Source organism: Mesorhizobium ventifaucium (genome assembly GCF_935822925.1).
In the GTDB taxonomy this organism is placed as follows: Bacteria; Pseudomonadota; Alphaproteobacteria; order Rhizobiales; family Rhizobiaceae; genus Mesorhizobium; species Mesorhizobium ventifaucium.
This window is the reverse complement of record NZ_CAKXZS010000024.1, coordinates 1-23,063: the sequence shown is the minus strand read 5'-3', so window position 1 is coordinate 23,063 and position 23,063 is coordinate 1. Positions and strand designations below refer to the sequence as shown.

General features: G+C 60.6%; 26 protein-coding genes. 15 read left to right on the top strand and 11 right to left on the bottom strand.

Annotated elements, in window-relative coordinates; genetic code table 11:
• Positions 1-77 precede the first annotated feature (77 nt).
• Positions 78-992 carry a LysR family transcriptional regulator gene (locus tag NMG70_RS20825; RefSeq protein ID WP_254026279.1) on the bottom strand — a complete coding sequence of 305 codons (915 nt, stop codon included), beginning with the start codon at positions 990-992 and terminating at the stop codon, positions 78-80.
• 100 nt (positions 993-1,092) lie between these two features.
• Between NMG70_RS20825 and NMG70_RS20820 the strand changes: the two genes are divergently transcribed.
• Complete coding sequence (locus tag NMG70_RS20820) at positions 1,093-1,416, top strand: nuclear transport factor 2 family protein (protein ID WP_254026278.1); 324 nt, start codon at positions 1,093-1,095, stop codon at positions 1,414-1,416.
• Positions 1,413-2,192: an SDR family oxidoreductase gene (locus NMG70_RS20815; protein ID WP_254026277.1), complete on the top strand. Its 780-nt coding sequence runs from the start codon at positions 1,413-1,415 to the stop codon at positions 2,190-2,192. The genes NMG70_RS20820 and NMG70_RS20815 overlap by 4 nt, the downstream gene beginning before the upstream one ends.
• A 24-nt stretch (positions 2,193-2,216) precedes the next feature.
• On the opposite strand, the gene NMG70_RS20810 is transcribed toward NMG70_RS20815, so the two are convergent.
• Complete coding sequence (locus NMG70_RS20810) at positions 2,217-2,687, bottom strand: MarR family winged helix-turn-helix transcriptional regulator (protein ID WP_254026276.1); 471 nt, start codon at positions 2,685-2,687, stop codon at positions 2,217-2,219.
• A 143-nt stretch (positions 2,688-2,830) separates the two neighbouring features.
• Between NMG70_RS20810 and NMG70_RS20805 the strand changes: the two genes are divergently transcribed.
• Complete coding sequence (locus NMG70_RS20805; RefSeq protein WP_254026275.1) at positions 2,831-3,625, top strand: alpha/beta fold hydrolase; 795 nt, start codon at positions 2,831-2,833, stop codon at positions 3,623-3,625.
• 1,067 nt (positions 3,626-4,692) lie between these two features.
• Here the strand turns inward: NMG70_RS20805 and NMG70_RS32680 are convergent.
• Complete coding sequence (locus NMG70_RS32680; protein ID WP_301555171.1) at positions 4,693-5,271, bottom strand: TetR/AcrR family transcriptional regulator; 579 nt, start codon at positions 5,269-5,271, stop codon at positions 4,693-4,695.
• 113 nt (positions 5,272-5,384) lie between these two features.
• Here NMG70_RS32680 and NMG70_RS20795 point away from each other — a divergent pair, with 113 nt between their 5' ends.
• From NMG70_RS20795 to NMG70_RS20775, 5 genes are all read left to right on the top strand, one after another.
• Positions 5,385-6,209, top strand: coding sequence for an enoyl-CoA hydratase/isomerase family protein (locus NMG70_RS20795; protein WP_254026274.1), 825 nt, complete (start codon positions 5,385-5,387; stop codon positions 6,207-6,209).
• A gap of 430 nt (positions 6,210-6,639) precedes the next feature.
• Positions 6,640-7,593, top strand: coding sequence for a sugar ABC transporter substrate-binding protein (locus NMG70_RS20790; RefSeq protein ID WP_254026273.1), 954 nt, complete (start codon positions 6,640-6,642; stop codon positions 7,591-7,593).
• An 81-nt stretch (positions 7,594-7,674) separates the two neighbouring features.
• Positions 7,675-8,787, top strand: coding sequence for an ABC transporter permease (locus tag NMG70_RS20785; protein WP_254026272.1), 1,113 nt, complete (start codon positions 7,675-7,677; stop codon positions 8,785-8,787).
• Positions 8,787-9,566 carry an ATP-binding cassette domain-containing protein gene (locus tag NMG70_RS20780; protein ID WP_254026271.1) on the top strand — a complete coding sequence of 260 codons (780 nt, stop codon included), beginning with the start codon at positions 8,787-8,789 and terminating at the stop codon, positions 9,564-9,566. Before NMG70_RS20785 ends, NMG70_RS20780 begins: the two co-directional genes overlap by 1 nt.
• Positions 9,567-9,670: 104 nt before the next feature.
• Positions 9,671-10,459, top strand: a complete 789-nt coding sequence (locus NMG70_RS20775) for an intradiol ring-cleavage dioxygenase (protein ID WP_436798440.1) — start codon at positions 9,671-9,673, stop codon at positions 10,457-10,459.
• A gap of 70 nt (positions 10,460-10,529) precedes the next feature.
• On the opposite strand, the gene NMG70_RS20770 is transcribed toward NMG70_RS20775, so the two are convergent.
• From NMG70_RS20770 to NMG70_RS20735, 8 genes are read right to left on the bottom strand one after another with little or no spacing between them, the layout of a single operon-like run.
• The gene (locus tag NMG70_RS20770) at positions 10,530-11,600 is read right to left on the bottom strand and encodes a 2,3-butanediol dehydrogenase (protein ID WP_254026269.1); all 1,071 of its coding nucleotides are present in this window, start codon (positions 11,598-11,600) and stop codon (positions 10,530-10,532) included.
• Entirely contained in the window at positions 11,597-12,277 is a 681-nt protein-coding gene (locus NMG70_RS20765) for an MFS transporter (protein WP_254026268.1), read from the bottom strand. Before NMG70_RS20765 ends, NMG70_RS20770 begins: the two co-directional genes overlap by 4 nt.
• A complete protein-coding gene (locus NMG70_RS20760; protein WP_254026267.1) occupies positions 12,271-12,816 on the bottom strand; it encodes an MFS transporter in 546 nt (181 codons plus the stop codon). The genes NMG70_RS20765 and NMG70_RS20760 overlap by 7 nt, the downstream gene beginning before the upstream one ends.
• Position 12,817: 1 nt before the next feature.
• Positions 12,818-13,618 carry an SDR family NAD(P)-dependent oxidoreductase gene (locus tag NMG70_RS20755; RefSeq protein ID WP_254026266.1) on the bottom strand — a complete coding sequence of 267 codons (801 nt, stop codon included), beginning with the start codon at positions 13,616-13,618 and terminating at the stop codon, positions 12,818-12,820.
• The gene (locus tag NMG70_RS20750) at positions 13,533-14,429 is read right to left on the bottom strand and encodes an SDR family NAD(P)-dependent oxidoreductase (protein WP_254026265.1); all 897 of its coding nucleotides are present in this window, start codon (positions 14,427-14,429) and stop codon (positions 13,533-13,535) included. Before NMG70_RS20750 ends, NMG70_RS20755 begins: the two co-directional genes overlap by 86 nt.
• Positions 14,430-14,436: 7 nt before the next feature.
• Complete coding sequence (locus NMG70_RS20745; protein WP_254026264.1) at positions 14,437-15,513, bottom strand: maleylacetate reductase; 1,077 nt, start codon at positions 15,511-15,513, stop codon at positions 14,437-14,439.
• Positions 15,514-15,518: 5 nt separating this feature from the next.
• Positions 15,519-15,806: a YciI family protein gene (locus NMG70_RS20740; RefSeq protein WP_254026263.1), complete on the bottom strand. Its 288-nt coding sequence runs from the start codon at positions 15,804-15,806 to the stop codon at positions 15,519-15,521.
• Positions 15,803-16,156: a Dabb family protein gene (locus tag NMG70_RS20735; RefSeq protein ID WP_254026262.1), complete on the bottom strand. Its 354-nt coding sequence runs from the start codon at positions 16,154-16,156 to the stop codon at positions 15,803-15,805. Before NMG70_RS20735 ends, NMG70_RS20740 begins: the two co-directional genes overlap by 4 nt.
• 67 nt (positions 16,157-16,223) lie before the next feature.
• Between NMG70_RS20735 and NMG70_RS20730 the strand changes: the two genes are divergently transcribed.
• The 7 genes from NMG70_RS20730 to pcaF all read left to right on the top strand — a co-directional run bounded on the left by NMG70_RS20730 (position 16,224) and on the right by pcaF (position 22,270).
• Positions 16,224-17,183 carry a LysR family transcriptional regulator gene (locus NMG70_RS20730; RefSeq protein WP_254026261.1) on the top strand — a complete coding sequence of 320 codons (960 nt, stop codon included), beginning with the start codon at positions 16,224-16,226 and terminating at the stop codon, positions 17,181-17,183.
• Between the two features lie 108 nt (positions 17,184-17,291).
• On the top strand, positions 17,292-18,176 hold the full coding sequence (locus tag NMG70_RS20725) for a sugar phosphate isomerase/epimerase family protein (RefSeq protein WP_254026260.1): 885 nt from the start codon (positions 17,292-17,294) through the stop codon (positions 18,174-18,176).
• Between the two features lie 182 nt (positions 18,177-18,358).
• Positions 18,359-18,958, top strand: coding sequence for a Gfo/Idh/MocA family protein (locus NMG70_RS33005; protein WP_367185568.1), 600 nt, complete (start codon positions 18,359-18,361; stop codon positions 18,956-18,958).
• A complete protein-coding gene (locus NMG70_RS20715) occupies positions 18,850-19,353 on the top strand; it encodes a hypothetical protein (protein WP_254026258.1) in 504 nt (167 codons plus the stop codon). The genes NMG70_RS33005 and NMG70_RS20715 overlap by 109 nt, the downstream gene beginning before the upstream one ends.
• A gap of 321 nt (positions 19,354-19,674) precedes the next feature.
• Positions 19,675-20,397 carry a 3-oxoacid CoA-transferase subunit A gene (locus tag NMG70_RS20710; RefSeq protein WP_254026257.1) on the top strand — a complete coding sequence of 241 codons (723 nt, stop codon included), beginning with the start codon at positions 19,675-19,677 and terminating at the stop codon, positions 20,395-20,397.
• A complete protein-coding gene (locus tag NMG70_RS20705) occupies positions 20,394-21,065 on the top strand; it encodes a 3-oxoacid CoA-transferase subunit B (RefSeq protein WP_091600592.1) in 672 nt (223 codons plus the stop codon). The genes NMG70_RS20710 and NMG70_RS20705 overlap by 4 nt, the downstream gene beginning before the upstream one ends.
• Before the next feature lie 2 nt (positions 21,066-21,067).
• A complete protein-coding gene (gene pcaF / locus NMG70_RS20700) occupies positions 21,068-22,270 on the top strand; it encodes a 3-oxoadipyl-CoA thiolase (protein ID WP_254026256.1) in 1,203 nt (400 codons plus the stop codon).
• The last annotated feature ends 793 nt before the right edge of the window (positions 22,271-23,063 follow it).

Below are 23,063 nucleotides of genomic sequence, written 5' to 3'. Positions count from 1 at the left end.
CCCGCCGCGATGTCCGCTTTCGGGGCTGAGGCACGGCTACCCGCTTGTCTGGAATTGGGCGCAAAACGGAACGGCGCTTACACAGCCGTGTTTCGGCTTTTTGAGCCGAGTTCCCGTGCTAGCTCAACGAATGCTCTGTGCGCCGCGGATGGATTCCGTCGTCCCGGGTAATAGATACAGAGTTCGTCGGAAGGCGGCAGCCATTCCTTCAGAACGCTGATCAACCGCCCTGCCTCAATATCCTCGCGCACGTCACGTTCCATTACGTAGCCCAGCGCCACGCCTTCGAGCACTGTGCCGCGGGACAGGCTTGCCTCATCCAAAGTCATCGGTCCGTTCACATCGATCAATAGCGGTTCCCCATCCTTCTCGAAGCGCCAGCGAAAGAGCGCGCCATTCGGCAGCCGGATACGGATACACCGATGTTGAAGGAGGTCAGTCGGCGTGGAAGGCATACCATAGCTTTTGAAATAGTCGGGCGAGCCTATGACCACATTTCTCTGCGGCCGACCCAGCGAGATCGCAATCATGTCACTCGGCACGAGGGTGGCGCGACGCACGCCCAGGTCGAAGCCTTCCGCGACGATGTCCAAGAGCCGTCCCTCGGTGACCAGATCGATATGGACCTGCGGGTAACGCCTGATGAACTCCAGAAGCAGGGGTGAAAGGATTTCTCGCGCGGCAGTGGCATAGGAATTGATGCGGAGCGTTCCCGTGGGGTTTGCCTGCTTTGAGCGCGCTGCATCCATGGCACCGTGGATGTCCTGCAGCGCGGGACCGACGTTCTCGACGAACAGGCGACCGGCATCCGACAGAGATACGCTGCGGGTGGTTCGGTTGAACAAGCGAACGCCAAGGTGGGCCTCCAGCTTGCCGACGGCATTGCTAAGGGCAGTCGTCGACATTCCCAATTCAAGCGCCGCGCCGCGGAAAGAGGATCTGCGAGCAACGGCTACGACAGCTTCCAGATCGTGAAGGCCAGGCCTCGGCATTATCCCACTTTCCGCAATTCGACATCCATATTTATCCCAATTATCCGAACATCGGAATACGCCTACTTGTGGAGCGAACAATCCCAAGAGGAGATGAGAGATGCAACTGCCTCAGGCGATCCAGGCTTATTTCGAAGCGGATCGGAAGAACAACTGCGAGGCTCTGCTGGCCTGCTTCGCGCCGACGGCCGCTGTCCATGACGAGGGCCGCTCCCACTCCGGGCACTATGCCATCGGCAATTGGTGGGAATGGTCGAAAGCCAGGTATCGGCATGTCGCCGATCCGCTCGAAGCCCTCACTGACGAGCATGGGACGAAGGTGATCGCCAAAGTCACCGGCGAGTTTCCCGGCAGCCCTGCAAATCTCACCTACATCTTCCGTCTGAAGGGCGACAAGATCGCAGCCTTGGAGATCGGCGCATGAGCGACTTCCTGAATTTGTCAGGCAAGCGCGCCCTGATCACTTCCGGCACAAAGGGAGCCGGTGCCGCAACCGTCGACCTGTTCCGCAAACTCGGCGCGCGTGTGCTGACGACGGCCCGCTCGTTCCCCGCGAACTCTTCGGCGGAGCTTTTCGTGGCTGCCGATCTTTCCACCAGCGAAGGCTGCTTCACGGTGGCCGAAGCTGTCAGGGGTAAGTTGGGCGGCGTCGATATTATCGTTCACATGCTCGGCGGTTCTTCCTCGCCGGCAGGCGGCTTCTCGGCGCTGGGCGACAGTGATTGGCACAAGGAACTCGATCTCAACCTGTTTCCCGCCGTGCGGCTCGACCGAGAACTGATACCGGGAATGATCGCGCAGGGAAGCGGCGTGGTGATCCACGTCTCCTCCATCCAGAGGCTGCTTCCCCTGCCGGAAGCCACGACCGCATACGCCGCGGCGAAGGCGGCGTTGTCGACCTACAGCAAAAGCCTCTCCAAGGAGGTGTCGCCGAAAGGCGTGCGTGTCGTTCGCGTGTCTCCGGGCTGGATAGAAACCGAGGCTTCCGTCAAGCTCGCCCGACGTCTCGCGGATGAGGCAGGCACCGACGTTGAAGGCGGCAAGAAGATCATAATGGACTCCCTCGGTGGAATCCCCCTCGGTCGCCCCTCAAGCCCGGCCGAGATCGCCAATCTCGTTGCCTTTCTGTCTTCCGATCGTGCCTCTTCGATCACGGGTGCGGAGTACGTAGTCGACGGAGGAACCGTGCCTACAGTGTAAAAAAAGCCTCCCATGCTTGCCGGCTTAGGCCGTGCTCCTCCAGACGCCCGTATGTTCATAGATCGCGTTACGTAGCCCCCTGACGTCACGGTTAATCTGGTTGAGATGCGCTGGGCTTTGTCCTGAGGAGGAAAGCAGAGCGTCAGCAAGGCAGCCTGCACGAGATCTGAGTTCGCGTCCCTTATCAGTCAGCGCAACCACGACCTGCCTCTCGTTCGCGGGATTCCGTGTCCGGCGCAGAAGTCCTGCCGCTTCGAGCCGTTTGAGCAAGGGCGTCAGAGTGCTCGACTCCAGCGCGAGCCTTTCGGCGATGCTGCCAACGGTCAGCTTGTCCTCGCGCCAGAGGACATTGAGTACGAGATATTGGGGATAGGTCAGGCCCAAATCGTCCAGCAGTGGCTTGTACACTCTCTGGATGGCCATGCCGGCAGAGTAGATCGCGTAACAGAGCTGATCGTCGAGCGGCAATGGGTTGTTGAGTTTTTTTGCCGGCATGGGTGGCTCTCCTTGGACCCGATATAGCCTACCCGATCCCAAAAAAGAATATCGCGATAAAAATTATGCTGGACATATCGCGGATAGAACCGTAAGGAAAGATATCGCGATAATTATTATCGGATCAACAAGAGGAGATCAGCATGACTTCCAGGACGACCAACCTTCTGGCCGCAACTGCCGCCGTCGCAGGAATTGCCGCAGCCACGGCCACTCACTCTGCCGAGATAATTCCCGACAACCAGACCGTCCGGAACGTGGTGCTGGTGCACGGCGCGTTCGCTGATGGATCGGGTTGGCGCGGCGTCTATGACGAACTGACCGCCCGCGGCTATCGTGTGTCGATCGTCCAGAACCCGCTTGCCTCGCTTGCGGACGACGTTGCCGCAACCAAACGCATTCTTGACCGTCAGGATGGACCTGCGGTCCTTGTGGGACATTCCTGGGGCGGCACCGTGATAACGGAAGCAGGCACCCATTCAAACGTGACAGGCCTGGTTTACGTATCGGCGTTGTCGCCAGATGCCGGAGAGACGACTGCGCAGCAGTACGAGGGTTACCAGACCCCGCCTGAATTTGTCATCGAAACTACCGCGGACGGCTTCGGCTTCGTTAATCCCGACAGGTTCAAGATTGGCTTCGCCAACGACACGACGGACGCGGATGCCGCTTTCATGCGGGACTCTCAGGTGCCGATAAACATGTCCGCCTTCGCAACCAAGCTCGAGCATGCCGCCTGGCGAAGCAAGCCGAGCTGGGCAGTGATTGCAACCGACGACAGGGCCTTCGATCAGCGTATGTTGCAAGCGATGGCGAAGCGCATCGGGGCGACAATCACGGAGGTCGCCGCAAGCCATGCGGTCTTTATGACTCAGCCAAAGGTCGTCGCTGACGTGATCGACGAAGCTGCCCGCAAGGGATCTGTCGAAGCGCGATAGTCCGGCCACGCGCCGTGTGCGGACATTTCGAGCTTTAAGGTGAAAACGAAAATACGGCCGCCGGATGGATCGTCCGGCGGTTTTGTTTCGAGAGTGATTCTCTCCAACGTCCGCAGACCACTCCTTGAGGCGGCACCGGCAGAGGACTGCGCCGGCACTTCGCTACGTCCAAGGCGGTCGAGGAATGTCCGGTTTCAGGCTAATTCGGATATCGCTGAAACGACCGACTTAGGCGCAAAGCAGTCGTCCAGCGGCAGCCTGACAGTGGTCAGGTTTCGCCGGCCGAATCTATGTACGGCTCGTTTCGGCGCAGTAGCGCCGGGTGAATGTCTTTTCACGATGTTGCCGCCGATTCTACGATGAGGGCTTTGCAGGCCTAGGCGAGGGCAGGGCGCTACGCTTAGCTTACCACTGACTTCGATCGGCATCTCTGCTGTTTGCGAGCCATTCCAGCAGAATGAATCGGATCGAAGTTGGGAAAATTGCACGTCGGCGCGCAATTTCGCGCCCTGGCGTAGAAAAGCGTTGGCTCCCCGGGATCGTAGAAGATGCGAACTACGAGCTGCCGATTCCCCTCGAAACTACGCCACAGCCCACCATCAAGATTCGGAAGCGCGACCGCGAGCGCGCCGAGCGCATCCGATTGGCCGGCGGGCCGAAGCCATCCCTCAGAGAACGCGCTGTCGCACTCGCCCGCGAAAAGGGTGAAGTGCGAACGTGCGACCTAACTGACATTGGAATTCCCCGCTGTTACCTGGCCCGCATGTGCGACGAGGGCCTGCTCATCAAGGTCGGCTACGGCATTATCGCGCCACCGATCATGAGGCGGCATGATCCGATCTTGGCCAATTCCCGGAGAATGGCAATGTCTGCAGCGGTTCGATCGCGCGAATGGAAGCCTTGGCGAGAAATCGGCGACGTCCGCCCACGTTCGATATCGAGGGCGAGAGCTGCCCTCCGAAGGCAGAGGCCGTTGGTTCAAATCCAACCGGGTGCTGCGGCTGTCCGAAATCTGTATACATATTTCGGACAAGACATTGTCGTCGAAGTGAGGACAGCGCGCGCGTTCAGCCGGCCAACAACTTCCTGGCCATCCATCGAGCATCGCTCGCCCGTTGCGGTCCGTCAACCTCGGACCCCGCGACGGCGCCGTCGAAGAGCACCATCAGCGCGCGAGCCGTCGCTTCGGAGTCCTTCACTCCGGCCGCCGTCGTCCACTCCCGGAGGCGCTCCGCGAACCACGCTCGCTGATCGTGAGCGATGGTGCGCGCCGGATGCGCGGCATCGGTGAGCTCGCTCACCGTGTGCTGCAACGGACAGCCGCGGAAATCCTTCGACTCGGCCCACGCCACCACCCAGTCAAAAAATTTGAGCGCGCGTAGTGACGGCGGTGTACCAGCGAGGTACGCCTCGATGTTCGCTCGGGCGTTCTTGGTTCTGCGCTCGAGGTACGACGCCACGAGTTGATCCTTACTGCCGAAGTGCTGGTAGAGCGACGCCTTCGCCGCGTCGGCCTCCGACAGCACGCGGTCGATACCGACGGCCCGCACACCCTCCTGGTAGAACAGCCGATCGGCGGCGTTGAGAAGGCGGTCACGAACGCCGACTTCGGTGGCTTTCGCACGTTTCCTGGCTTTCTTTGGCACCCCTTGTCAATACAGACAGATCGGTCTATTTGTCAACCGCACGAAAAGACAGAACGGTCCAGTCTCGACTTCCCGCAGGGGGTTGTCACTTTTTCGCTGAAGGAACAGGACACATGAACGAATCCGCAATGGATACCGCGCGTCAGCCGGTCCGCGCCGAGCGCCGCGGACCCGGCTACTGGCGGGTGACCTTCGACAATCCTCCGCTCAACCTCTACGACCCCGAGGTCGAGGCGGGTTTAGTTCGGATCGTCGCCCAGCTTGAAGCCGACGCTGAGGTCAAGGTCGTCGTCTTCGACAGTGCCCTGGCTGACTTTTTCATGGCGCATCTCAACGTGGGCAGAACGCGGGAGTTCGGGGACGGCATGCCGACGTGGTTCGACCTCATCGACCGCCTGGGCAGGGCCCGCTTTATCACCGTCGCGACCATACGGGGCCGTGCGCGCGGCATCGGCAACGAGTTCCTGTTGGCTCTCGACGTGCGTTTCGCCAGCCGCGAGAACGCGATCCTTGGCCAGCCCCAGGTCGGCATGGGGATCATCCCGGGCTGCGGCGGGATGCAGCGGCTGTCGCGGCTTACGGGCCGAGCCCGCGCGCTGGAAATCATCGCCTCGGGGGAGGATTACGACGCGGAGATGGCCGAACGCTACGGCTGGATCAACCGCGCCGTCCCCGACGCAGAACTCGACGCCTTCGTCGACCGCTTTGCCCAGCGGATCGCCTTCTTTGACGCCGAGGCCCTGGTCGCGGTCAAGGCGATCCTCAACGAGGAGAACCCCCCGCCCACCGGCGAAAGCCTCAAGGCCTCGTACGCGCGCTACAGCCAGCTGCTTGCCCGCGATTCCGTGCAGCAGCGTTTCCAGCAGTTAGGGCAGGCGACGCCGGATATGATCCTCGATCTGGAACTCAACCTGGGTGAGCGCATCGGCCCTCGGTAGCGGACCACAGAACCAACCAGCCTCGGAAAGGGGCGCCCGCCTTTTTAGTGCCCGGTATGCGTTAGAGATCGCACTTAAGCGGGTGACGATCTCCCATTCTAACCGTCACTGGGTCCGTCGAGTGTGGATTGGGCGTGCACGTCCTCTCCCATCAACGTTGTGCTCACCCCGCGAGCTCGCCTAGTCGCAAGGTGAAAGGCGACGTCGGGTCCATGGCCCCATTCATGCCGACTTTGCCTTTGGTCGTGATGCGGACGGCATTCTGCCGGCAATTATTGCGTGATCTGCAATAGAGTTTTGTGCTGGCCCCAGTTCATCCCACGACAAGATAGCTGCATAAATCCCACGCTGGCGGTTGAGGGGGACCGTGGCGCAAAGCGGAGAACCCGATTGCGCCAGTAGAGCGACAGTCAACAACGTGGAGGAGCAGATGAAAAAGCTATCGTTTAAGGCGGTGTTGTTGGCGGGTCTCGCCGCAACAGCCGCAACGGGCGTCGTACAGTCAGCAAGCGCTGCCGACGAGAAATACGTCCTTATCCACCATTCCCCTGACAGCGAGACGTTCTGGAACACCGTCAAGAACGGCGCCAGCCTGGCAGCAGAGGAAGTTGGTGCAACCGTCACGTTCCGCAATCCGCCGTCCGGCGACTTGGCGGACATGGTGCGCATCATCCAGCAAACGACCGCCGAGAAGCCCGACGGGATCATCGTTACGATCCCCGATCTCGAAACAGTGGGCGGCGCAATCGAGGACGCGGTTGCCCAAGGTATCCCTGTTGTGACGATGAACACGGGCACGGCCGAGGAATCCAAAAAACTTGGTGCCCTGCTGCACGTCGGTCAGCCTGAATTTGAAGCCGGCCAGGGCGCCGGTGAACGAGCAAAAGCCGAAGGCATGAAGTCGTTCCTCTGCGTGAACAGCTTGTTCCCCAATGTGGCAGGGCAGCAGCGCTGTGAAGGCTTCGCGGAAGGTCTGGGCGTGCCTCTGGGCGAGCAGATGATCGATTCCGGCACCGACGCGGCGGAAATCGCCAACCGAGTGAAGGCTTACCTTTCGAGCCATCAGGATACGGGCGCCGTCTTGACCCTCGGCCCCATGACCGCGATTCCGACGATCAAAGCGCTGAAGGACAATGGGATGGCGGGCGACATCTACTTCGCGACCTTCGATCTCAATCCCGACATATCGCAGGCGATCAAGGATGGCGTCATCAACTTCGCCATCGACCAGCAGCCTTTCCTGCAGGGCTACCTGCCGGTCATCACGCTGACCAATGATCTCCGCTATGGCGTGCTGCAGGCCAATTCGGTGCTTTCGGGACCGGGGTTCGTCACCAAGGACAACCTTGCTCTCGTCGAGTCGCTGGCCGGCAAGTACCGGTAAGCGCCTCGCCTCCCGGGGGACGGAAGCGACCTGCGCTTCCGCCCTTCCTTTCTTACAGATCCCTTTTGCGGGCAAGATCAGATGACGTCCACAACTAGCACCGACGAGCGCCTCAAGCGGAACTCACTCCTGCGTCGAGCGCTCGTTCGCCCGGAGCTTGGAGCAATTGGCGGCACGGCAGCCGTGTTCGCTTTCTTCCTCATTCTCGCCGGCAGCACCCAGATGTTCGCCCTGGATGGTGTCATTAACTGGAGCACCGTTTCGGCGCAGTTCATCGTGCTGGCCGTGGGCGTGTCGCTGCTGATGATCGCAGGCGAGTTCGATCTGTCGCTCGGGTCCATGGTGGGCTTTTCCGGCATGGTGTTCGGATTGCTGGTCATCCACGTTGGCATTCCAGTCTGGGTAGCGATCCTGCTGACCTTTGTAGTCTGTGCCTTGATTGGCGCAATCAACGGCGTCCTCGTCATTCGCACGGGTCTTCCGTCTTTTGTCGTGACGCTGGCCTTCATGTTCATCCTTCGCGGCGCGACGATCTGGAGTGCGATCACCTTCAACAAACAGCCGGTGGTATCGGGTATCGGTGATGCGGCAGCGGGCGACCCCATCGCCTGGCTCTTCGGAGGTAAAGCGTTCACAGGCCTGTTCACATGGCTGGGTCAGCAAGGCGTCATCGAAACGTACACCCGAGGTACGCGGGCAGGGCAACCGATCGTCGATGGCATTCCCATGCTGATACTGTGGGCCATCGGCCTGGTGATCGTCGGGCAGTGGGTTCTGACCCGTACCAAGTTCGGCAACTGGATTTACGCTGCCGGCGGTGACCCACAGGCTGCCCGCAACGTCGGCGTTCCCGTGGCTCGAGTGAAGGTACTGATGTTTATCGTTGCCGCAATATGCGCAGCGCTCCTCGGCATCTCCCAAGCGATCGAGTTCGGGTCGGCTGCGTCCGATCGCGGTATTATGAAGGAATTCGAGGCGATTATTTGTGTCGTCATCGGCGGTGCATTGCTGACCGGTGGCTACGGGTCTGTGTTGGGCGCCGCTCTGGGTGCCGTTATTTTCGGTGTGGTCCAGCAGGGTCTGTTCTTCACCAACGTCGAGAGCTCACTCTTCCGAGTGTTCCTTGGCACAATCCTCCTCGGCGCAGTTGTGGCCAACACGTACATCCGCCGCTCGATCACAGGAGAAAGGTGATGACCACGCCAATCCTGGAAATGATTGACATCCAGAAGCACTTCGGCCGCATCATCGCCCTTTCAGGCGTGTCGTTCAGCGTCATGCCGGGTGAGTGTCACTGCCTGCTCGGTGACAATGGCGCCGGCAAATCGACCTTCATCAAGACAATGTCGGGAGCCCATACCCCGTCGAGTGGCGAGATGAGGGTGGGAGGCGAGATTGTCCACTTCACAAGCCCTCGCGAGGCGCTTGCTGCCGGTATCGCCACCGTCTATCAGGACCTTGCCATGATCCCGCTGATGAGCGTCAGCCGGAATTTCTGGCTCGGCCGCGAGCCAGAGGCCGGCCTCGGCCCCTTACGCTGGCTGGATTTCAAGAAGGCCGATGCCATCACACTCGAGCAGATGAAGCAAATGGGTATCAATTTGCGAGAGCCGGGTCAGGCGGTTGGCACTCTGTCGGGAGGCGAGCGACAGACCGTCGCGATCGCGCGTGCCGTCTATTTCGGCGCCAAGGTACTCATTCTCGATGAGCCGACCTCGGCGCTTGGCGTGCGCCAGACCGCCAATGTGCTGACGACAATCGACCGGGTACGCAAGAAGGGCATCGGCGTCGTGTTCATCACCCACAATGTCCGGCACGCGATGGCGGTCGGAGACCGGTTTACCGTTCTCAACCGCGGTAAGACGCTTGGCACGGCCGATCGTGGGCATATCTCATCAGAAGAACTGCAAAGTTTGATGGCCGGTGGGCAGGAACTCGCCCAGCTCGAAGCATCGCTCGGAAAAACGATCTAGGGATCGCGTCGGAGGGCGGCCCGAATTGGGAGCGCGACCGAGAGGAGGTCGAATTGTCAAAGTACCTGAATGAACAGAACTCGGTCGAAGCGGTCCTCGCGAGGATGGGCGATGGAACGAATGCTCGTCTTCGTACCGTTATGGAGTCGCTGATCAATCACCTCCATGGTTTCATTCGCGATGTCGAACTTACCGAGGCAGAGTGGGAGATTGCAATCGCGTTTCTGACCCGTACCGGGCAGATGTGCAGCGACACGCGGCAGGAATTTATCCTGCTCTCGGACGTGCTCGGTGTTTCGATGCTGGTGGACGCGATCAATCATCGGCGTCCCACCGGTGCCACGGAGAACACGGTGTTTGGACCATTCCACGTCGACGGGTCGCCCGAACGGCAGATGGGTGACAACATCAACCTCGATGGCAAAGGTGAGCTTTGTCTTTACGAGGGCCGCGTCCTCGACCTTGACGGCAATCCAATCGACAACGCCTATGTCGACGTTTGGTCAGACAACGACGAAGGCTTCTACGACGTTCAGCAGCCTGACATACAGCCGCCGTTCAACAACCGTGGCATCTTCAGAACTGGCGTTGACGGTCGATACAGCTTTGTCGGGATCAAGCCGACTTCATACCCCATTCCAAACGACGGACCCGTGGGGCAAATGCTCGAACAGCTCGAGCGTCATCCTTTCCGCCCCGCGCACGTGCATTTCCTGGTTGGCGCGAACGGCTACGATCGCCTCTGCACGCACATCTTCGTCGAGGGAGACCCTTACCTGGAGTCGGATTCCGTGTTTGGGGTGAAGGACACATTGATCGTCGCCTTCGAGCCGCTCGTCGACGCGCCGACCAAGTGGAAAGTTAAGTTCGACTTCGTCCTGAAGCGATTGTAGGATCGTCGTCAGCGGCTCATTCAGAGGGGCGGCAGTCGCGCAGCGGTGTCGACGACTGCGGGCCTGCCAGCTAAGCGCCCAGCTCGACCAAGATCTTCATTTTAGTCCCGCTCGGATCCATCAGCGGCTTGAATCCCTTCTCGACGATGTCGTCCAAGGCGATCGTGTCATCGATTAGGCGTTCAACTGGCAAACGGCCGCTCTCGATCATTGCGTAAACACGCGGCCATAGTGTCGTCGGGTAGCAGAGCGACCCCTGCAATCGAATATCGCGCGTGATCAGGTCAAAAGGTGAGAACTCAACCTTGGCGTTGGTGAGGCCGACAAGCACCACCGTTGCCTGCGAGCGCACCGACTTGATGCAGTCGGCAATAGCTCGCGGGTTGCCCGCGCACTCGATAGCTGAATCGCACCCGAGGCGCTCGAATGTGTGCTCTCGAATGAAGTCTGCAAGCGGCGTCTTGGTAGGGTCGATCGTGATGACCGGAATGCCCAACGACTCGATGCGCTTGCGGCGGGCCGCATTGGGTTCGCTGAGGAAGATCTTGCCGGCGCCGGCAGCGTGGGAGGCCATGACCGTAAGCGCCCCGATTGGGCCGCCACCAGTGATCAGGATCGAGCCGCCCGGCTCAAGCCCGCTGCGGTCGACTGCTGTCACCGCGACAGCCGCCGGCTCCACCATCGCTCCCTGTTCGAAAGTCAGGGTGTCAGGCATTTTGACGGTCGCGGATGCCTTCATGACCGCGAAATCCGCGAACCCTCCCCAATTCCATGTCAGGCCAGTCGCGGCCCCGCGGGTGCCAAGGAAATGCAGGCCGCGAACGCCGAAGTAACCATCGGCCGGGCCCATGTGCGGCTGGATCGCCACGCGGTCTCCGATCTTCAGGTGGGACACGTCGCTCCCAACGGCCGCGATTTCACCGCTGAACTCGTGGCCGAGAATCTGCGGAATTGAGGCCCCCGAGAAAGGGTTGGGCTGAGCAGATATGAAGTGGGGTCCGTCGGCAAACTCGTGCAGATCGGTGCCGCAAATGCCGCACAACCTGTTGCGGACAAGAACTTCGTCCGGCTGCAGGTCGACCGGATCCGGAAGTTCCTCAACTCGGACGTCGCCTTTGGCGTAGAAGCGGGCAGCTCTCACTTTGGAACTCCTTTGGAAAGTGGCGGCGCTTGTAGCGCCAGAAAAATCAGATGCAGTGTCAGCGCAAGCAGGGGGCCCGAAGCGCCTGCAATCATAGCGCCATGCCAACCAAAGCTCTCAATCGCCCAGACGCCGACGCTGGCGCCAGTTGCCCCACCGACGAAGAAGGCTGCCATGAAGAGGCCGTTGAGGCGAGCCCGTTCGTTAGGGTGAGCGGAAAAGAGCTCACGCTGGCTCATCACCAGGGACACGGGGACGGCGCCGTCGAGAAGGAGGGCACCAACCAGCAGGGCCGCCAGCCCCACCACGCCACCCGATCCGCCCCAGCCGGCGACGATCCAGGATAGGACGCCGGCGCTGAGGGAGAGCGTCGTTCCCAAGGTGATCGCTCCGCGGTCAGCTCCCCTCCCGGCCAACGGTGACATGATCGCGCCTGCGGCTCCCGCCAGCGCCACGAGTGCGATCTGAACTTGGTCGAGGCTGTAGGGCGGCCTGCTCAGAAGGAGGGGCAGGGCCGTCCAGAAGAGGGTGTAGGAATAGAACATCAGGAACTGGTATGCGGCCCTACGTTGAAGCAAGCGATTTTCCCAAGCGAGCGAAGCCATGGACTTCAGCATCGCTCCATAACCAAGCTTGCTTTCGGGCTGTCGCGCCGGCATCCGTGCGAGGATCAGCACAGCAGCACCAGGCAGATGGCTGCAGAGACAAAGAAGACCGACCGCCAGCCGAAAGGACCGGTGATCAAGCTCGACAAGGGCCGAGACAACATGATGCCGGTCAGGATGCCCGCCATCACGCGCCCAACCATCAAGCCCTGACGCTTCGGGTCGGAAAGCGCGGCCGCATAGGGAAGCAGGATCTGGACAGACACTGACCCGACGCCGATACAAAAACACGCGATTAGAAAAAGCGTCGGCGAGGTTGTCAGTGCCATTGTGATCGAGGCGGCGAAGCCGACGACGAGCACTGCCAAAGCGAGGCGTCGGTTTTCGAGCGCGTCAGCGAGCGGCACCAAAAGGAGGAGGCCAAGACAATAGCCCAGCTGGGCAAGCGTCACGATGATACCGGCACCTTCGGGAGCTAACCCAAGCGTGCCGGCAATTTCCCCGACGATGGGCTGTGCGAAATAGAGGTTCGCGACGATAGCGCCGCAAACGCAGGCGACGGCGAACTCGAAGCCAGCCGGCAGCCGATCCTTGGGGACGGAGACATTCACGTCAGATGATGGATCGGATCGAGCCACCGTCGACGCCCCAGACGGAGGACGTAACGAACGAGGCCAGATCAGAGGCGAGGAACAGGATCACGTTCGCGACTTCGTCCGGCGTCCCGAGCCGCTGCAGTGGCAGCTGCCGAAGTTTCATTTCGTGCTCGACGGCCGCCTGCGGCTCCATCTTGTGGTACTTGCCCATCGTCTCGGCGAAGCCCCCAGGTTTCTCCCAGAAAGGCGACCAGATGGGGCCAGGAGCTACAGCGTTGACGCGGATCTTGGGAGCCTCGGCCCGGGCCAATGCCTTGGTGAGGGCGAGGATTGCCGCCTTCGATACCGAGTAGTCGACCGGCACCGGTTCTGGCTGTCGCGCGAGATCCGACGCATTGTTGACGATGACGCCGCCATTGGCCCGCAGGATTGGCAGCGCTTTGCGGATCGCTCGCACATAACTCATGAAGTTGAGCGAAAGCGTTGCTTCCCACGCGGCGTCATCGACGTCGTCGAAGCTGCGGATGGCGCCGGAACCAACATTGTTGACGAGCACGTCAACGCGGTTCCCGAAGGCCTTCAGAAGCTCGTCCATGCCGCCGGACACTCCAGCCGCTACCGAGAGATCGGCGCTTGCGGAGTGAACCGTGACACCATGGTGACTGGCGACGGCCTCGACCTCTGCCAATCCTTTCTCGTCGATATCCAACAGTCCGAGGTCGGCGCCTTCCCTAGCGAAACCCAAGGCCGTGGCGCGGCCGATGCCATTGGCGGCGCCGGTGATGATTACGACCTTTCCCTTGAGACCAGTGTCCATATTGGTTCCTCCCAACGATCGTGAGTTTAGACGGACGCCCCTTCGGCGCCGGTTCGGAAATCGAACCAGCAGTCAATCCACCATCGGCGATGACGTCTGCGCCAAGCAGTGCCGTTGCCCCATCTGACAAGAGGAACAACGCTGCTTGCGCGACCTCACTTGCCTCGAGGATGCGGCCTTGCGGCTGTCGATTTGCCCGGGTTGCCAGGAACCTGGAGCTGTCGGTGGCGCTCTCGACGTGTCGCTTGAAGAGGCCAGCCATCATGGGACCGGGACTCAGAACGTTGATCCGGATGCCTCGTCGTGCGTGGTCGAGTGCTGCGGTTCGAGCCAGCTGACGCACGGCTGCTTTCGATGCGTTGTAGATGGCCAGCTGCTGCTCGGCCAAGGTGGCGTTGACTGACGCAACCGCAACGATGGCGCCACCGCCGTTCGCCTCCATCCGAGGGATGATCATTGCCATCCCCAAGGCGGTGCCGGTCACGTTTACCGACATGGTGCGCTCGATGCGCTGGGGGGTCGCTTCAGGTACAGTGCCCACGTCAAGGATTGCGGCGCAGGTCACGAGCCCTAGCGTTGCGGACGCTTGGGCGTCGAGGAGATCGACCACCCAGTTCCAGGTACTTGTATCAGCGATCGAGCCGGTGACCTGTTGGTAGCTGGGATCGGATTCGAGCGCAGATGGCGCCATATCGACGCCGACCACCTGACAGTTGCTCTGCAGCAGTTGCCTGGCCACTTCGAGCCCGAGACCTGACGCTGTGCCTGTCACAACGACGATGTCGGGCAGCCGCAATTCAAGCAAACCCATCGATCACCTATTCAACCAGAGGGGGGAGGCCGGCGTAGGCCCGATAGAGGAGTCGCCCAATCCGATCTTCATCGAGCTGCCGCGGGTTCCAGTAGGGATTGGACAGAGCCAATGCGCGGGCCTTACCAAGACCCTCTTCCGGCATGCCGATGTCCTTGAGGGCGCGCGCGGCTCCTACCTGGCCGGCGAGTTCGTAGAGCGCCAGGCTAGGGTCATCGGTTTTCAGAACGCGCTTCAGGCGATCGATGGCATCCGGGACTGCCGGCGCGTTGTAGGCGAGGGCATGAGGCAGCATGATCGTGTGCGTCTCTGCATGCGGGAGGTCGAACGTTCCGCCGAGCGTATGGCAAAGCTTGTGGTGCAGGGACATGCCCACGGCCCCCAGGCACGTTCCCGCCAGCCAAGCACCATACAGAGCCAGGGATCGTGCTTCCTTGTCCCGCTGGTCAAGCCTGATCGTGGGCAAGGCCTTGGCCAATGCACCGATGGCTTCGCCGGCCATCAGGTCGATAATCGGGTTCCGGTCCTGAGCGTAGAGCGCCTCAACCGCGTGTGCGATAGCGTTGATGCCGCTAGCTCCTGAGAGGGCGACCGGTAGGGAAAGCGTCAGGTCGACATCGTAGATCACCACTTCAGGCAGGACCTTCGGCGAAGTGATCGTCTTCTTCTGACCGTTCGCCGTTTCACCGAGGATGGGCGTCATCTCAGAGCCGGCATAGGTTGTCGGGATGGCGATCTGCGGCAGATCGGTGCGCAGGGCCAAAGCTTTGCTCAGGCCAGTCGTCGAACCACCGCCAATGGCGATGAGCCCATCGACATCCTTTTCATGAATGTCTCGCATCGCTTGTTCGGTGACATTCACCGGAGTGTGCATGGCGGCGCCCGAGAACACCCCAACTGACTTCGCCGCGAGCCGGGAGGCCACCGTCAGCGCAAAGTCTTCCTGCTGGGGTGTCGAGAGGACCAGAACCCGCTGTAGCCCCAGGCGGTCGACTTCTTCTCCGACCTTTCCAACCGATCCCGCGCCAAAGACCACTCGCGACGCATTGGCGCTGTAGACGAAACTCTCGGGTAGCCTTGCCATTTTGCTCACTCGCGATTGTCAACGCGCAGGTTGAACTGCTTGATGCTGATCTCGGCCCATACGCCCGACCGGTTGAAGGGGTCGGCAGCGTTGAATGCTTCAACCTCAGCCACACTGGAGGCCTCAAAGACGAACAGCGACCCAATCATTGTGGCGCCGTCGGCCGCCAGCAGCGGTCCGGAGATTACGGTCCTCATCTTTCCCGCGGCCAGATAGGCCTTATGCTCATCGTAGTGAGCAAGACGAATATCGATCGCGTCTGGATGATCGATGCAGTAGACGGCAACCTTCACGGCGAGGGTTCCTCCGTTGAAACGTAGTCGACCTGGTAGCGCGCAATACGGACACCCTGGAGCTCGTCACGTATCTTCAGGTGGGCGGGATGGGTGGCATATGCCTCCAGGGCTTCAGCGCTTTCGAATTCTGAGTAGAGCACCACGTCGCAGGCGTAATCGACGCCACTGAAATCCACGCCTACTTCGATGTGCAGAAGACCCGGGATCGCTCCGAGCAATGCCTCAAAACGCGATTTGACCGCTTCTACCGCAGCGGCTTTCTGGCCGTCGGCAGTTGGAAGGAGATTCCACATGACGACATGCTTTACCCGCTCCCTCTGCCCCTTCTGTGTCGCCACCTGATCCATCCGTTCCCTCTCAAGCCCAAGTGACCGTGCGACTTTGACGGAAGTGATTGCATTTGCTTGAGATGCGATGAAGACTGGCTTTCTCAAAACACCTTTCCGCCGGATGCAAAAAGTGGATCGCTGGACCGAGCTACAGGTGTTCCTCAAGATCGTTGAGGAACAGAGCATGACAAAGGCGGCGGATGCCCTTGACCTCTCGGTTTCCGGAGTCAGCCGCCACCTTGTTAATCTGGAGTCGAGGCTCGGTGCCCGGCTGGTTCAACGATCTACTCGCCGGCTCAGCACGACCACCGAAGGCCAGCAGCTCTACTTGGACGCCCGAGACATCCTGGCTAATTGGGAAGAGGCCGAGGCAAACGTTACGGCCCGCGCTCATGCGCCAACCGGCAGGCTGAGGGTAGGGGCCTCTCTGTCATTTTCGTTGCTGCATCTGATGCCAGTGGTTCAGCAGTTTAGGCAGCGCTATCCGAGTGTGCTGATCGAAGTGGTGGCATCCAACCGCTACTACGACATCATCGAAAATGGGCTCGATCTTGCGATCCGCACGCGTCGCGTGGAGGCCGATAGCTCCATTACTATTCGGAAGCTGGCCGAGACGCGCCGGCTATTGGCGGCCTCACCGGAGTATCTCGATCGCCGCGGCGTCCCGAAGCATCCCAGCGACCTCAAGGACCACGACCTGATCCTCTACACTCTGGCCGACAACTGGAATAACCTGAATTTCCGCAAGGGCGAGGAAGCTGTAACCGTCGAGGTCGATGGCATCATCAATGCCAATGACGGCCAGCTCATCTGCGCAGCCGCTCGCGACGGCCTTGGGATCCTGGCGCAGCCGACATACATCATCCAGAAAGATCTCGAAGCCGGGCGCCTTGTCCGTGTCCTCGATGATTGGGATCTCCCCAGGCTGACAATGAATATCGCCTATCCGAGCAAATCCTTCATGCCCGCCCGGACCCGGCTGTTCCTCGACTTTCTCGTCGAGCAGTTCCGCGCAAACAAGTACGAGGAACTGTGGACTCGGTAGGCCGATTTTTGCGCGCCACGCAACACAGTTTCCCTGGCGACCTGGTTTATTCTCGCTCGGTAGAACGTTAGCCAAAACGAGTGCCGCGCCGTTCGCGGAAGGCACGATATGCATTCCCGCAAGGACATCGTGATGGCTGCAGACGTTGAACTCCTGATTTCTTACTTCGCCCTCTCTGGTGACGTCTTCCCGCTTGGCCCGACGGAAATCAGCCCCTTCCCGTTCAAGGACCGTGTCGAAGCCGCTGCCCGCGCAGGATTCAAGGGCTTCGGCCTCCACTCGGAGGATGTAGTTCATGTCAGGGATCAGATCGGCTACCGGGAAATGCGCCGGATCGTGGAGGCGAACGGCATCAAGCACCTCGAGATCGAGTTCCTGACCAATTGGTTCCACCGCGACGAGAAGCGTCAGGAGTCCGACAAGGTCCGCAAGCTTATGCTGGAGGTCGCAGCGGAATTGGGGCTAAAGGATATCAAGGTCGGGCCTGGCTTCGAGGATGCTCCAGCCGACGTGCAGCTGATGGCGGATGAACTGGGCAAGTTATGCGACGAGGCTGCGGCCTACGGCACCGACATCGTGTTGGAAATCATGCCCTGGTCAAATGTGCGTACCATCGAAACCGGCTTGGCGATCGTCTCCGCTGCAAATCGAAAGAACGGTGGCCTGCTGATCGACATATGGCACATGGCCCGAGGCAACATTCCCTATAGCGAAATTCGCAAGATACCCGCTCGGTTCATCAAGGCCGTGGAAATTGACGACGCGCTGAAGGTGGCGCCGGTACCAGACATTTGGGAAGACACGATCGCTTATCGCGAGCTATGCGGGGAAGGGGAACTCGATGTCCCGGCGTTTCTCCGCGAGGTACAGGCAGCCGGCTACAGTGGTGTCTACGGGACCGAAATTCTTTCGGCCAAACACCGCGTGCTCGGATTGGACGAGATGGCTCAGCGGATTTTCAAGTCCTCCATGGCTCAGTTTGCCGATCTCTGATCGGGCCAACGGCAGCGCGAGCTTTTTGGAGGGGTGATCAACGAGGATCGCCCCTTCTTCTTTTCTCCACAACGAAGGTCAACGGCCATGGGCTACGCTATTGGTGAAGATGCTGTGCTGGAATCGCTTGCTTGGGAATTACGCACCCCCACGCATCCGGCAGGGTAAAGGCGTTTCAGCGAATGTCGGGGGTGCGCCTGCTGGGTGCCCATGACGAAAGTCCGCTTCTGAGGCCGTTTGTCGATGCGCTTGGGTTGGAGCCCCGAAGCAAGGACGAGATCCTGACGGATGCCGATGTCCATGCGGTGCTTGTGCATCCCAAAAGCCACGCTATGGCGGATTTTGCCATCGAGGCGCTTGAAGCGGGAAAGGCCGTGCTTTGTGAAAAGCCGGCCGGCCGGGGGTCGGCCGACACCGCGCGTATCGTCGCCGCGGTCAATCGGACGGACGGCCTGTTTCAGGTTGGGTACTGTTGGCGTTTCGCGCCTTCCATCGTCAAGATGCAGGAGGTTCTGGCAAGCGGGCGACTGGGGAAAGTTCTCCAGGTCAGGGCCCATGCCGGCTGCTCTCATAATGAGGCAGCTACCGCCCACATGAATCAACCTGGGGACATAGGTGGAGCGATGTTCGTAATCGCCTGCCACCTCACGATCGCATCCTGCTTCACTTCGGCATGCCCGATGCAGTCAACGCCAGAATTACCAAGTTTCCGTTGGCGTTCGGCGCCGAGTCCCGGGAAGACGCCGGTGGCGCGATCCTCAACTACACCGACAAGCTGGTGACCGTCGACTTCATGTCATGGGATCCGCTGTCGTGGACGGAGAGTTGGGACTTGTCGGCATACGGGACCGAGGGAATAATGCACTCGTGCCCTCTGCCGGCGTCGTACAAGATCTACGACAGTGGGAAGAACGGTCATCAGCAAGGATGGACGGAGTGGCGTGAGACGAGCTTCCCGGAAATCTGGGCGACGAAGAAGACCGTCTATTCGCCTGAAATCGCCGAGATTGGTAATCCTATCTACTTCGACCGCGAGGCGGCCGCTTTCGTCACATCGCTGCGCACGGGAACGCCGTCCGTTGTACCCGCCACTCAAGCTCACAACGTTAACCGGCTCCTTGAAGCTATGTTTAAGTCGTCTGAATTGGCGGGCGCTGAAGTATCGTTGACGTTTTAAGGCCACCTTAGGTCGAGCCCGAACCTCCTAGGTTGCGGGGCTCTTTTTAAGTTCATTTTTGCGCGTGGTGCAACACTGTTTCCAAATTCGCACGCTTTATCGCGCCAGCCGCCATGTGAGAATAGCACCTCGGAGAGAAGGTCGCATTCTTTGGAAGAGCCCGCTCTCGCTGGGACAGCCATAACGGGAGCAAAAACATGGCTATAAACCGTCGACTATTCCTTGGTTCGGTTATCGGGCTCGCCGCTGCCCTTTCGGGTGCACGGGCACCAGCCCGCGCACCCGATTGATGCAGCGGCGTCGCCTGTGAAGGATGGCTTTATGGACAAGACGGTTTCCGATCTCGCCACCGCGGTAGCCGGGATCGAAGACGGAATGACGTTGATGATCGGTGGATTTGGCGGCTCAGGTGCCCCGATCGAACTCGTCCATGCTCTGATCGATCGATTCCGCGCCACGGGGTCCCCCGAAGGACTCATCGTGATCAACAACAATGCCGGCAATGGGCGGATCGGCATCGCGGCGATGATCGACGCTGGAATGGTCGCGAAGATGGTTTGCTCGTTTCCGCGCTCGGCCGATCCGCGCGCCTTCACCGAGAAGTATCGTGTTGGCCAGATCGGGCTCGAACTCGTGCCGCAGGGAACGTTGGCCGAGCGTATCCGTGCCGGCGGCGCGGGCATTCCGGCCTTCTACACGCCGACCAGCTTCGGCACCGATTTGGCGGAGGGGAAGCCGGTCGCCGAGTTTGATGGTCGCATGTACGTGCAGGAACGTTGGCTCAAGTCGGACGCAGCCCTGATCAAGGCCGAACTGGCCGACACCATGGGCAATCTCACCTATCGCAAGGCGGCGCGTAACTTTTCGCCGCTAATGGCCGCCGCCGCCAGGCTGACCGTCGTGCAGGCCTCAAAGATCGTCCGGCCTGGTGGGATCGATCCGGAGCAGATCGTTACCCCGGGCATTTTCGTCAACCGCATCGTGGAAGTCGCGGATGCCCAACAGGAAGAGGCCCTTATGCGGGCAGGAGTGGCCTACGGATGACCGAGAAACTCACCAACGCGCAGATCGCCTGGCGGGCCGCTCAGGACATTGCCGACGGTGCTTATGTGAACTTGGGCATCGGATTCCCCGAGATGGTGGCCAAGTTCCAGCCACCCGGCCGACAAGCGGTCTTTCACACGGAGAACGGCGTGCTCAATTTCGGTGAAAGTCCCCCGGAGGGCGAGGAAGATTGGGACCTGATCAACGCCGGCAAGAAGGCAATAACGCTGAAGCCGGGCGCAGCCTTCTTCCACCATGCCGACAGCTTCGCCATGGTCCGCGGCGGCCATCTCGACGTCGCCATTCTGGGTGCCTACGAAGTGGCTGAAAATGGCGACCTCGCCAATTGGTCGACGGGCCCGAAGGGCGTGCCGGCCGTGGGCGGTGCCATGGATCTGGTGCATGGCGCCAAGCGCGTTGCTGTGATCACCGACCACGTGACGAAGGACGGACGCCCCAAGTTGGTCAAACGCTGCGGCCTGCCGCTGACCGGCGTTGGCTGCGTCACGCGCGTCTATACCAGCCTTGCCGTGGTTGACATCGAGAGCCAGCGCTTCGTGCTGCGCGAGAAGCTTCCCAAGCTCAGCCTCGACGTACTGCAAGCGGTAACGGGTGCCGAGCTTCTCGTCGACGGCACGATCGGCGACCTAATTGTTCCGGAGGTCTAGGAATGAGCGAAGCTTTCATCTGCGCCTACAAACGCACGCCCATCGGCCGCTTCGGCGGCGTCCTGTCCTCGGTTCGCGCGGACGACCTGGGTGCCGTTCCTCTCAGGGCCTTGATCGCTGAGAACTCAGGTGTCGATTGGGACGCGGTCGACGACGTTATCCTCGGTTGTGCCAACCAAGCTGGCGAGGACAACCGAAACGTTGCTCGTATGAGCTCGCTTCTGGCCGGCCTGCCTGTGAGCATCCCCGGCACCACAATCAATCGCCTCTGTGGCTCCGGAATGGATGCTGTGATCACGGCAGCCCGCGCGGTCAAGTCCGGTGAGGCGGAGTTGGTCATCGCCGGCGGCGTCGAGTCCATGAGTCGAGCCCCGTTCGTGCTGCCCAAGGCCGAGACGGCTTTCTCTCGCAATGCCGAGATCTACGACACGACCATCGGCTGGCGCTTTGTCAACCCGCGCATGAAGGAGCACTACGGCGTGGATTCCATGCCGGAAACCGGTGAGAACGTCGCTCGGGACTTTGGCGTGTCGCGCGAGGCGCAGGATGCCTTTGCGGTGCGCAGCCAAGACAAGGCCATCGCCGCGCAGAAGAGCGGCAGGCTTGCTCGGGAAATCGTCCCCGTAATGGTCCCTCAGAAAAAGGGGGGCGCAATCCCCGTCGAGCTGGACGAGCACCCTCGAGCCGGCACCACGATGGAAGCCCTGGCGAAGCTCAAGCCGCTGTTCTCTGGAGGGAGCGTCACCGCTGGCAATGCCTCAGGCGTGAACGACGGCGCTGCGGCACTCATCATCGCGTCGGAGGCAGCGGCCAAGCGCTACGGGCTTACGCCGATTGCCCGCATACTAGGTGGTGCGGTCGCCGCCGTGCCACCTCGGATTATGGGCTTTGGCCCGGCACCGGCCACCAAGAAGCTTTGCGCTCGCCTTGGGATTGCACAGGCGGAATTCGAGGTGATCGAACTCAACGAGGCTTTCGGGAGCCAGGCCATCGCAGTGCTTCGCGACTTGGGGATCCCTGAGGACGCAAGCCAAGTGAATTCCAACGGCGGCGCCATTGCCTTGGGGCACCCTTTGGGCATGAGCGGCGCGAGGATAGCTGGAACCGCTGCTCTCGAACTCGCCGCCTTTGGGAAGACATACGCCTTGGCGACGATGTGCATTGGCGTGGGGCAGGGGATCGCTATCGCACTGCAGCGGGTTTAGACGACTGGGCGACAGGCTGGAGCGATAGTGCGATTTCAGACGACCGCGATGTCGGCGCTGAAGGCAAGTTATCTTGCGCCCTCGCGCTTCATGGCTCTGTCATTGAGGCTAGGCACGGCTCGACTCGCGCATATTTCGGGGGCCGTGCGGCTCGTTATTGGTGAAGACGTTCGCGCCAAAACACCGCTTCCAATATGTCAAATGCTGCCCCAGTAGGATGGCCGAAAAGCCGCGAGGCGCCATCGAAACCATGCATGGGCGCAGGCTCGAAATGTTTTTCCTTAACCGGCTTAAGCCGGAGTATTCGCGCGATGCGGATGGCCGCATGCCAAGCGACAAATTTGTCGCCGAGTGCACCCGACCGGTTAGCGGCTTCCCCGCTAAGGTTAACGACGCAAAGGTTTGACGCGACCTTCCGGGCATCTCTCGCAATGTCCAAAAGGAGGCGCAAGGCTGTCGTCCAGTGGCAGCCTGACAGTGGTCGCCTTAGGGTCAATTCTTCCCGTTCTCGAGCTGGAAGGTTTCGCCGGCCGAACCTATGTAGCGGCTCGTTTCGGCGCAATCGCGCCGGCTGTAGGTCTTTTCACGATGTGGCCGCCGAATCTACGATGAGGGCTTCGCAGGCCTAGGCGACGGGAGGGCGCCTACGCTAGGCTATCACTGACTTCGATCGGCATCTCTGCGTTTTGCGAGCCATTCCAGGAGAACGAATCGGATCGATGCGCAGAAAAAATCGCAGGTCGGCGCGCAATATCGCGTCCCGGCGTAGAATGCCCTTCCCGAGAGATGGGTG

Coding starts and splice junctions, on each gene's coding strand:
- NMG70_RS20810 (WP_254026276.1), bottom strand. CDS start 2,687: ATGCCGGCAAAAAAACTCAACAACCCATTGCCGCTCGACGATCAGCTC.
- NMG70_RS20805 (WP_254026275.1), top strand. CDS start 2,831: ATGACTTCCAGGACGACCAACCTTCTGGCCGCAACTGCCGCCGTCGCA.
- NMG70_RS20725 (WP_254026260.1), top strand. CDS start 17,292: ATGCATTCCCGCAAGGACATCGTGATGGCTGCAGACGTTGAACTCCTG.
- NMG70_RS20780 (WP_254026271.1), top strand. CDS start 8,787: ATGACCACGCCAATCCTGGAAATGATTGACATCCAGAAGCACTTCGGC.
- NMG70_RS20755 (WP_254026266.1), bottom strand. CDS start 13,618: ATGGACACTGGTCTCAAGGGAAAGGTCGTAATCATCACCGGCGCCGCC.
- pcaF (WP_254026256.1), top strand. CDS start 21,068: ATGAGCGAAGCTTTCATCTGCGCCTACAAACGCACGCCCATCGGCCGC.
- NMG70_RS20745 (WP_254026264.1), bottom strand. CDS start 15,513: ATGGCAAGGCTACCCGAGAGTTTCGTCTACAGCGCCAATGCGTCGCGA.
- NMG70_RS20785 (WP_254026272.1), top strand. CDS start 7,675: ATGACGTCCACAACTAGCACCGACGAGCGCCTCAAGCGGAACTCACTC.
- NMG70_RS33005 (WP_367185568.1), top strand. CDS start 18,359: ATGTCGGGGGTGCGCCTGCTGGGTGCCCATGACGAAAGTCCGCTTCTG.
- NMG70_RS20705 (WP_091600592.1), top strand. CDS start 20,394: ATGACCGAGAAACTCACCAACGCGCAGATCGCCTGGCGGGCCGCTCAG.
- NMG70_RS20790 (WP_254026273.1), top strand. CDS start 6,640: ATGAAAAAGCTATCGTTTAAGGCGGTGTTGTTGGCGGGTCTCGCCGCA.
- NMG70_RS20730 (WP_254026261.1), top strand. CDS start 16,224: ATGAAGACTGGCTTTCTCAAAACACCTTTCCGCCGGATGCAAAAAGTG.
- NMG70_RS20795 (WP_254026274.1), top strand. CDS start 5,385: ATGAACGAATCCGCAATGGATACCGCGCGTCAGCCGGTCCGCGCCGAG.
- NMG70_RS20715 (WP_254026258.1), top strand. CDS start 18,850: ATGCCCGATGCAGTCAACGCCAGAATTACCAAGTTTCCGTTGGCGTTC.
- NMG70_RS20820 (WP_254026278.1), top strand. CDS start 1,093: ATGCAACTGCCTCAGGCGATCCAGGCTTATTTCGAAGCGGATCGGAAG.
- NMG70_RS20815 (WP_254026277.1), top strand. CDS start 1,413: ATGAGCGACTTCCTGAATTTGTCAGGCAAGCGCGCCCTGATCACTTCC.
- NMG70_RS20735 (WP_254026262.1), bottom strand. CDS start 16,156: ATGGATCAGGTGGCGACACAGAAGGGGCAGAGGGAGCGGGTAAAGCAT.
- NMG70_RS20710 (WP_254026257.1), top strand. CDS start 19,675: ATGGACAAGACGGTTTCCGATCTCGCCACCGCGGTAGCCGGGATCGAA.
- NMG70_RS20775 (WP_436798440.1), top strand. CDS start 9,671: ATGGGCGATGGAACGAATGCTCGTCTTCGTACCGTTATGGAGTCGCTG.
- NMG70_RS20750 (WP_254026265.1), bottom strand. CDS start 14,429: ATGGGTTTGCTTGAATTGCGGCTGCCCGACATCGTCGTTGTGACAGGC.
- NMG70_RS20825 (WP_254026279.1), bottom strand. CDS start 992: ATGCCGAGGCCTGGCCTTCACGATCTGGAAGCTGTCGTAGCCGTTGCT.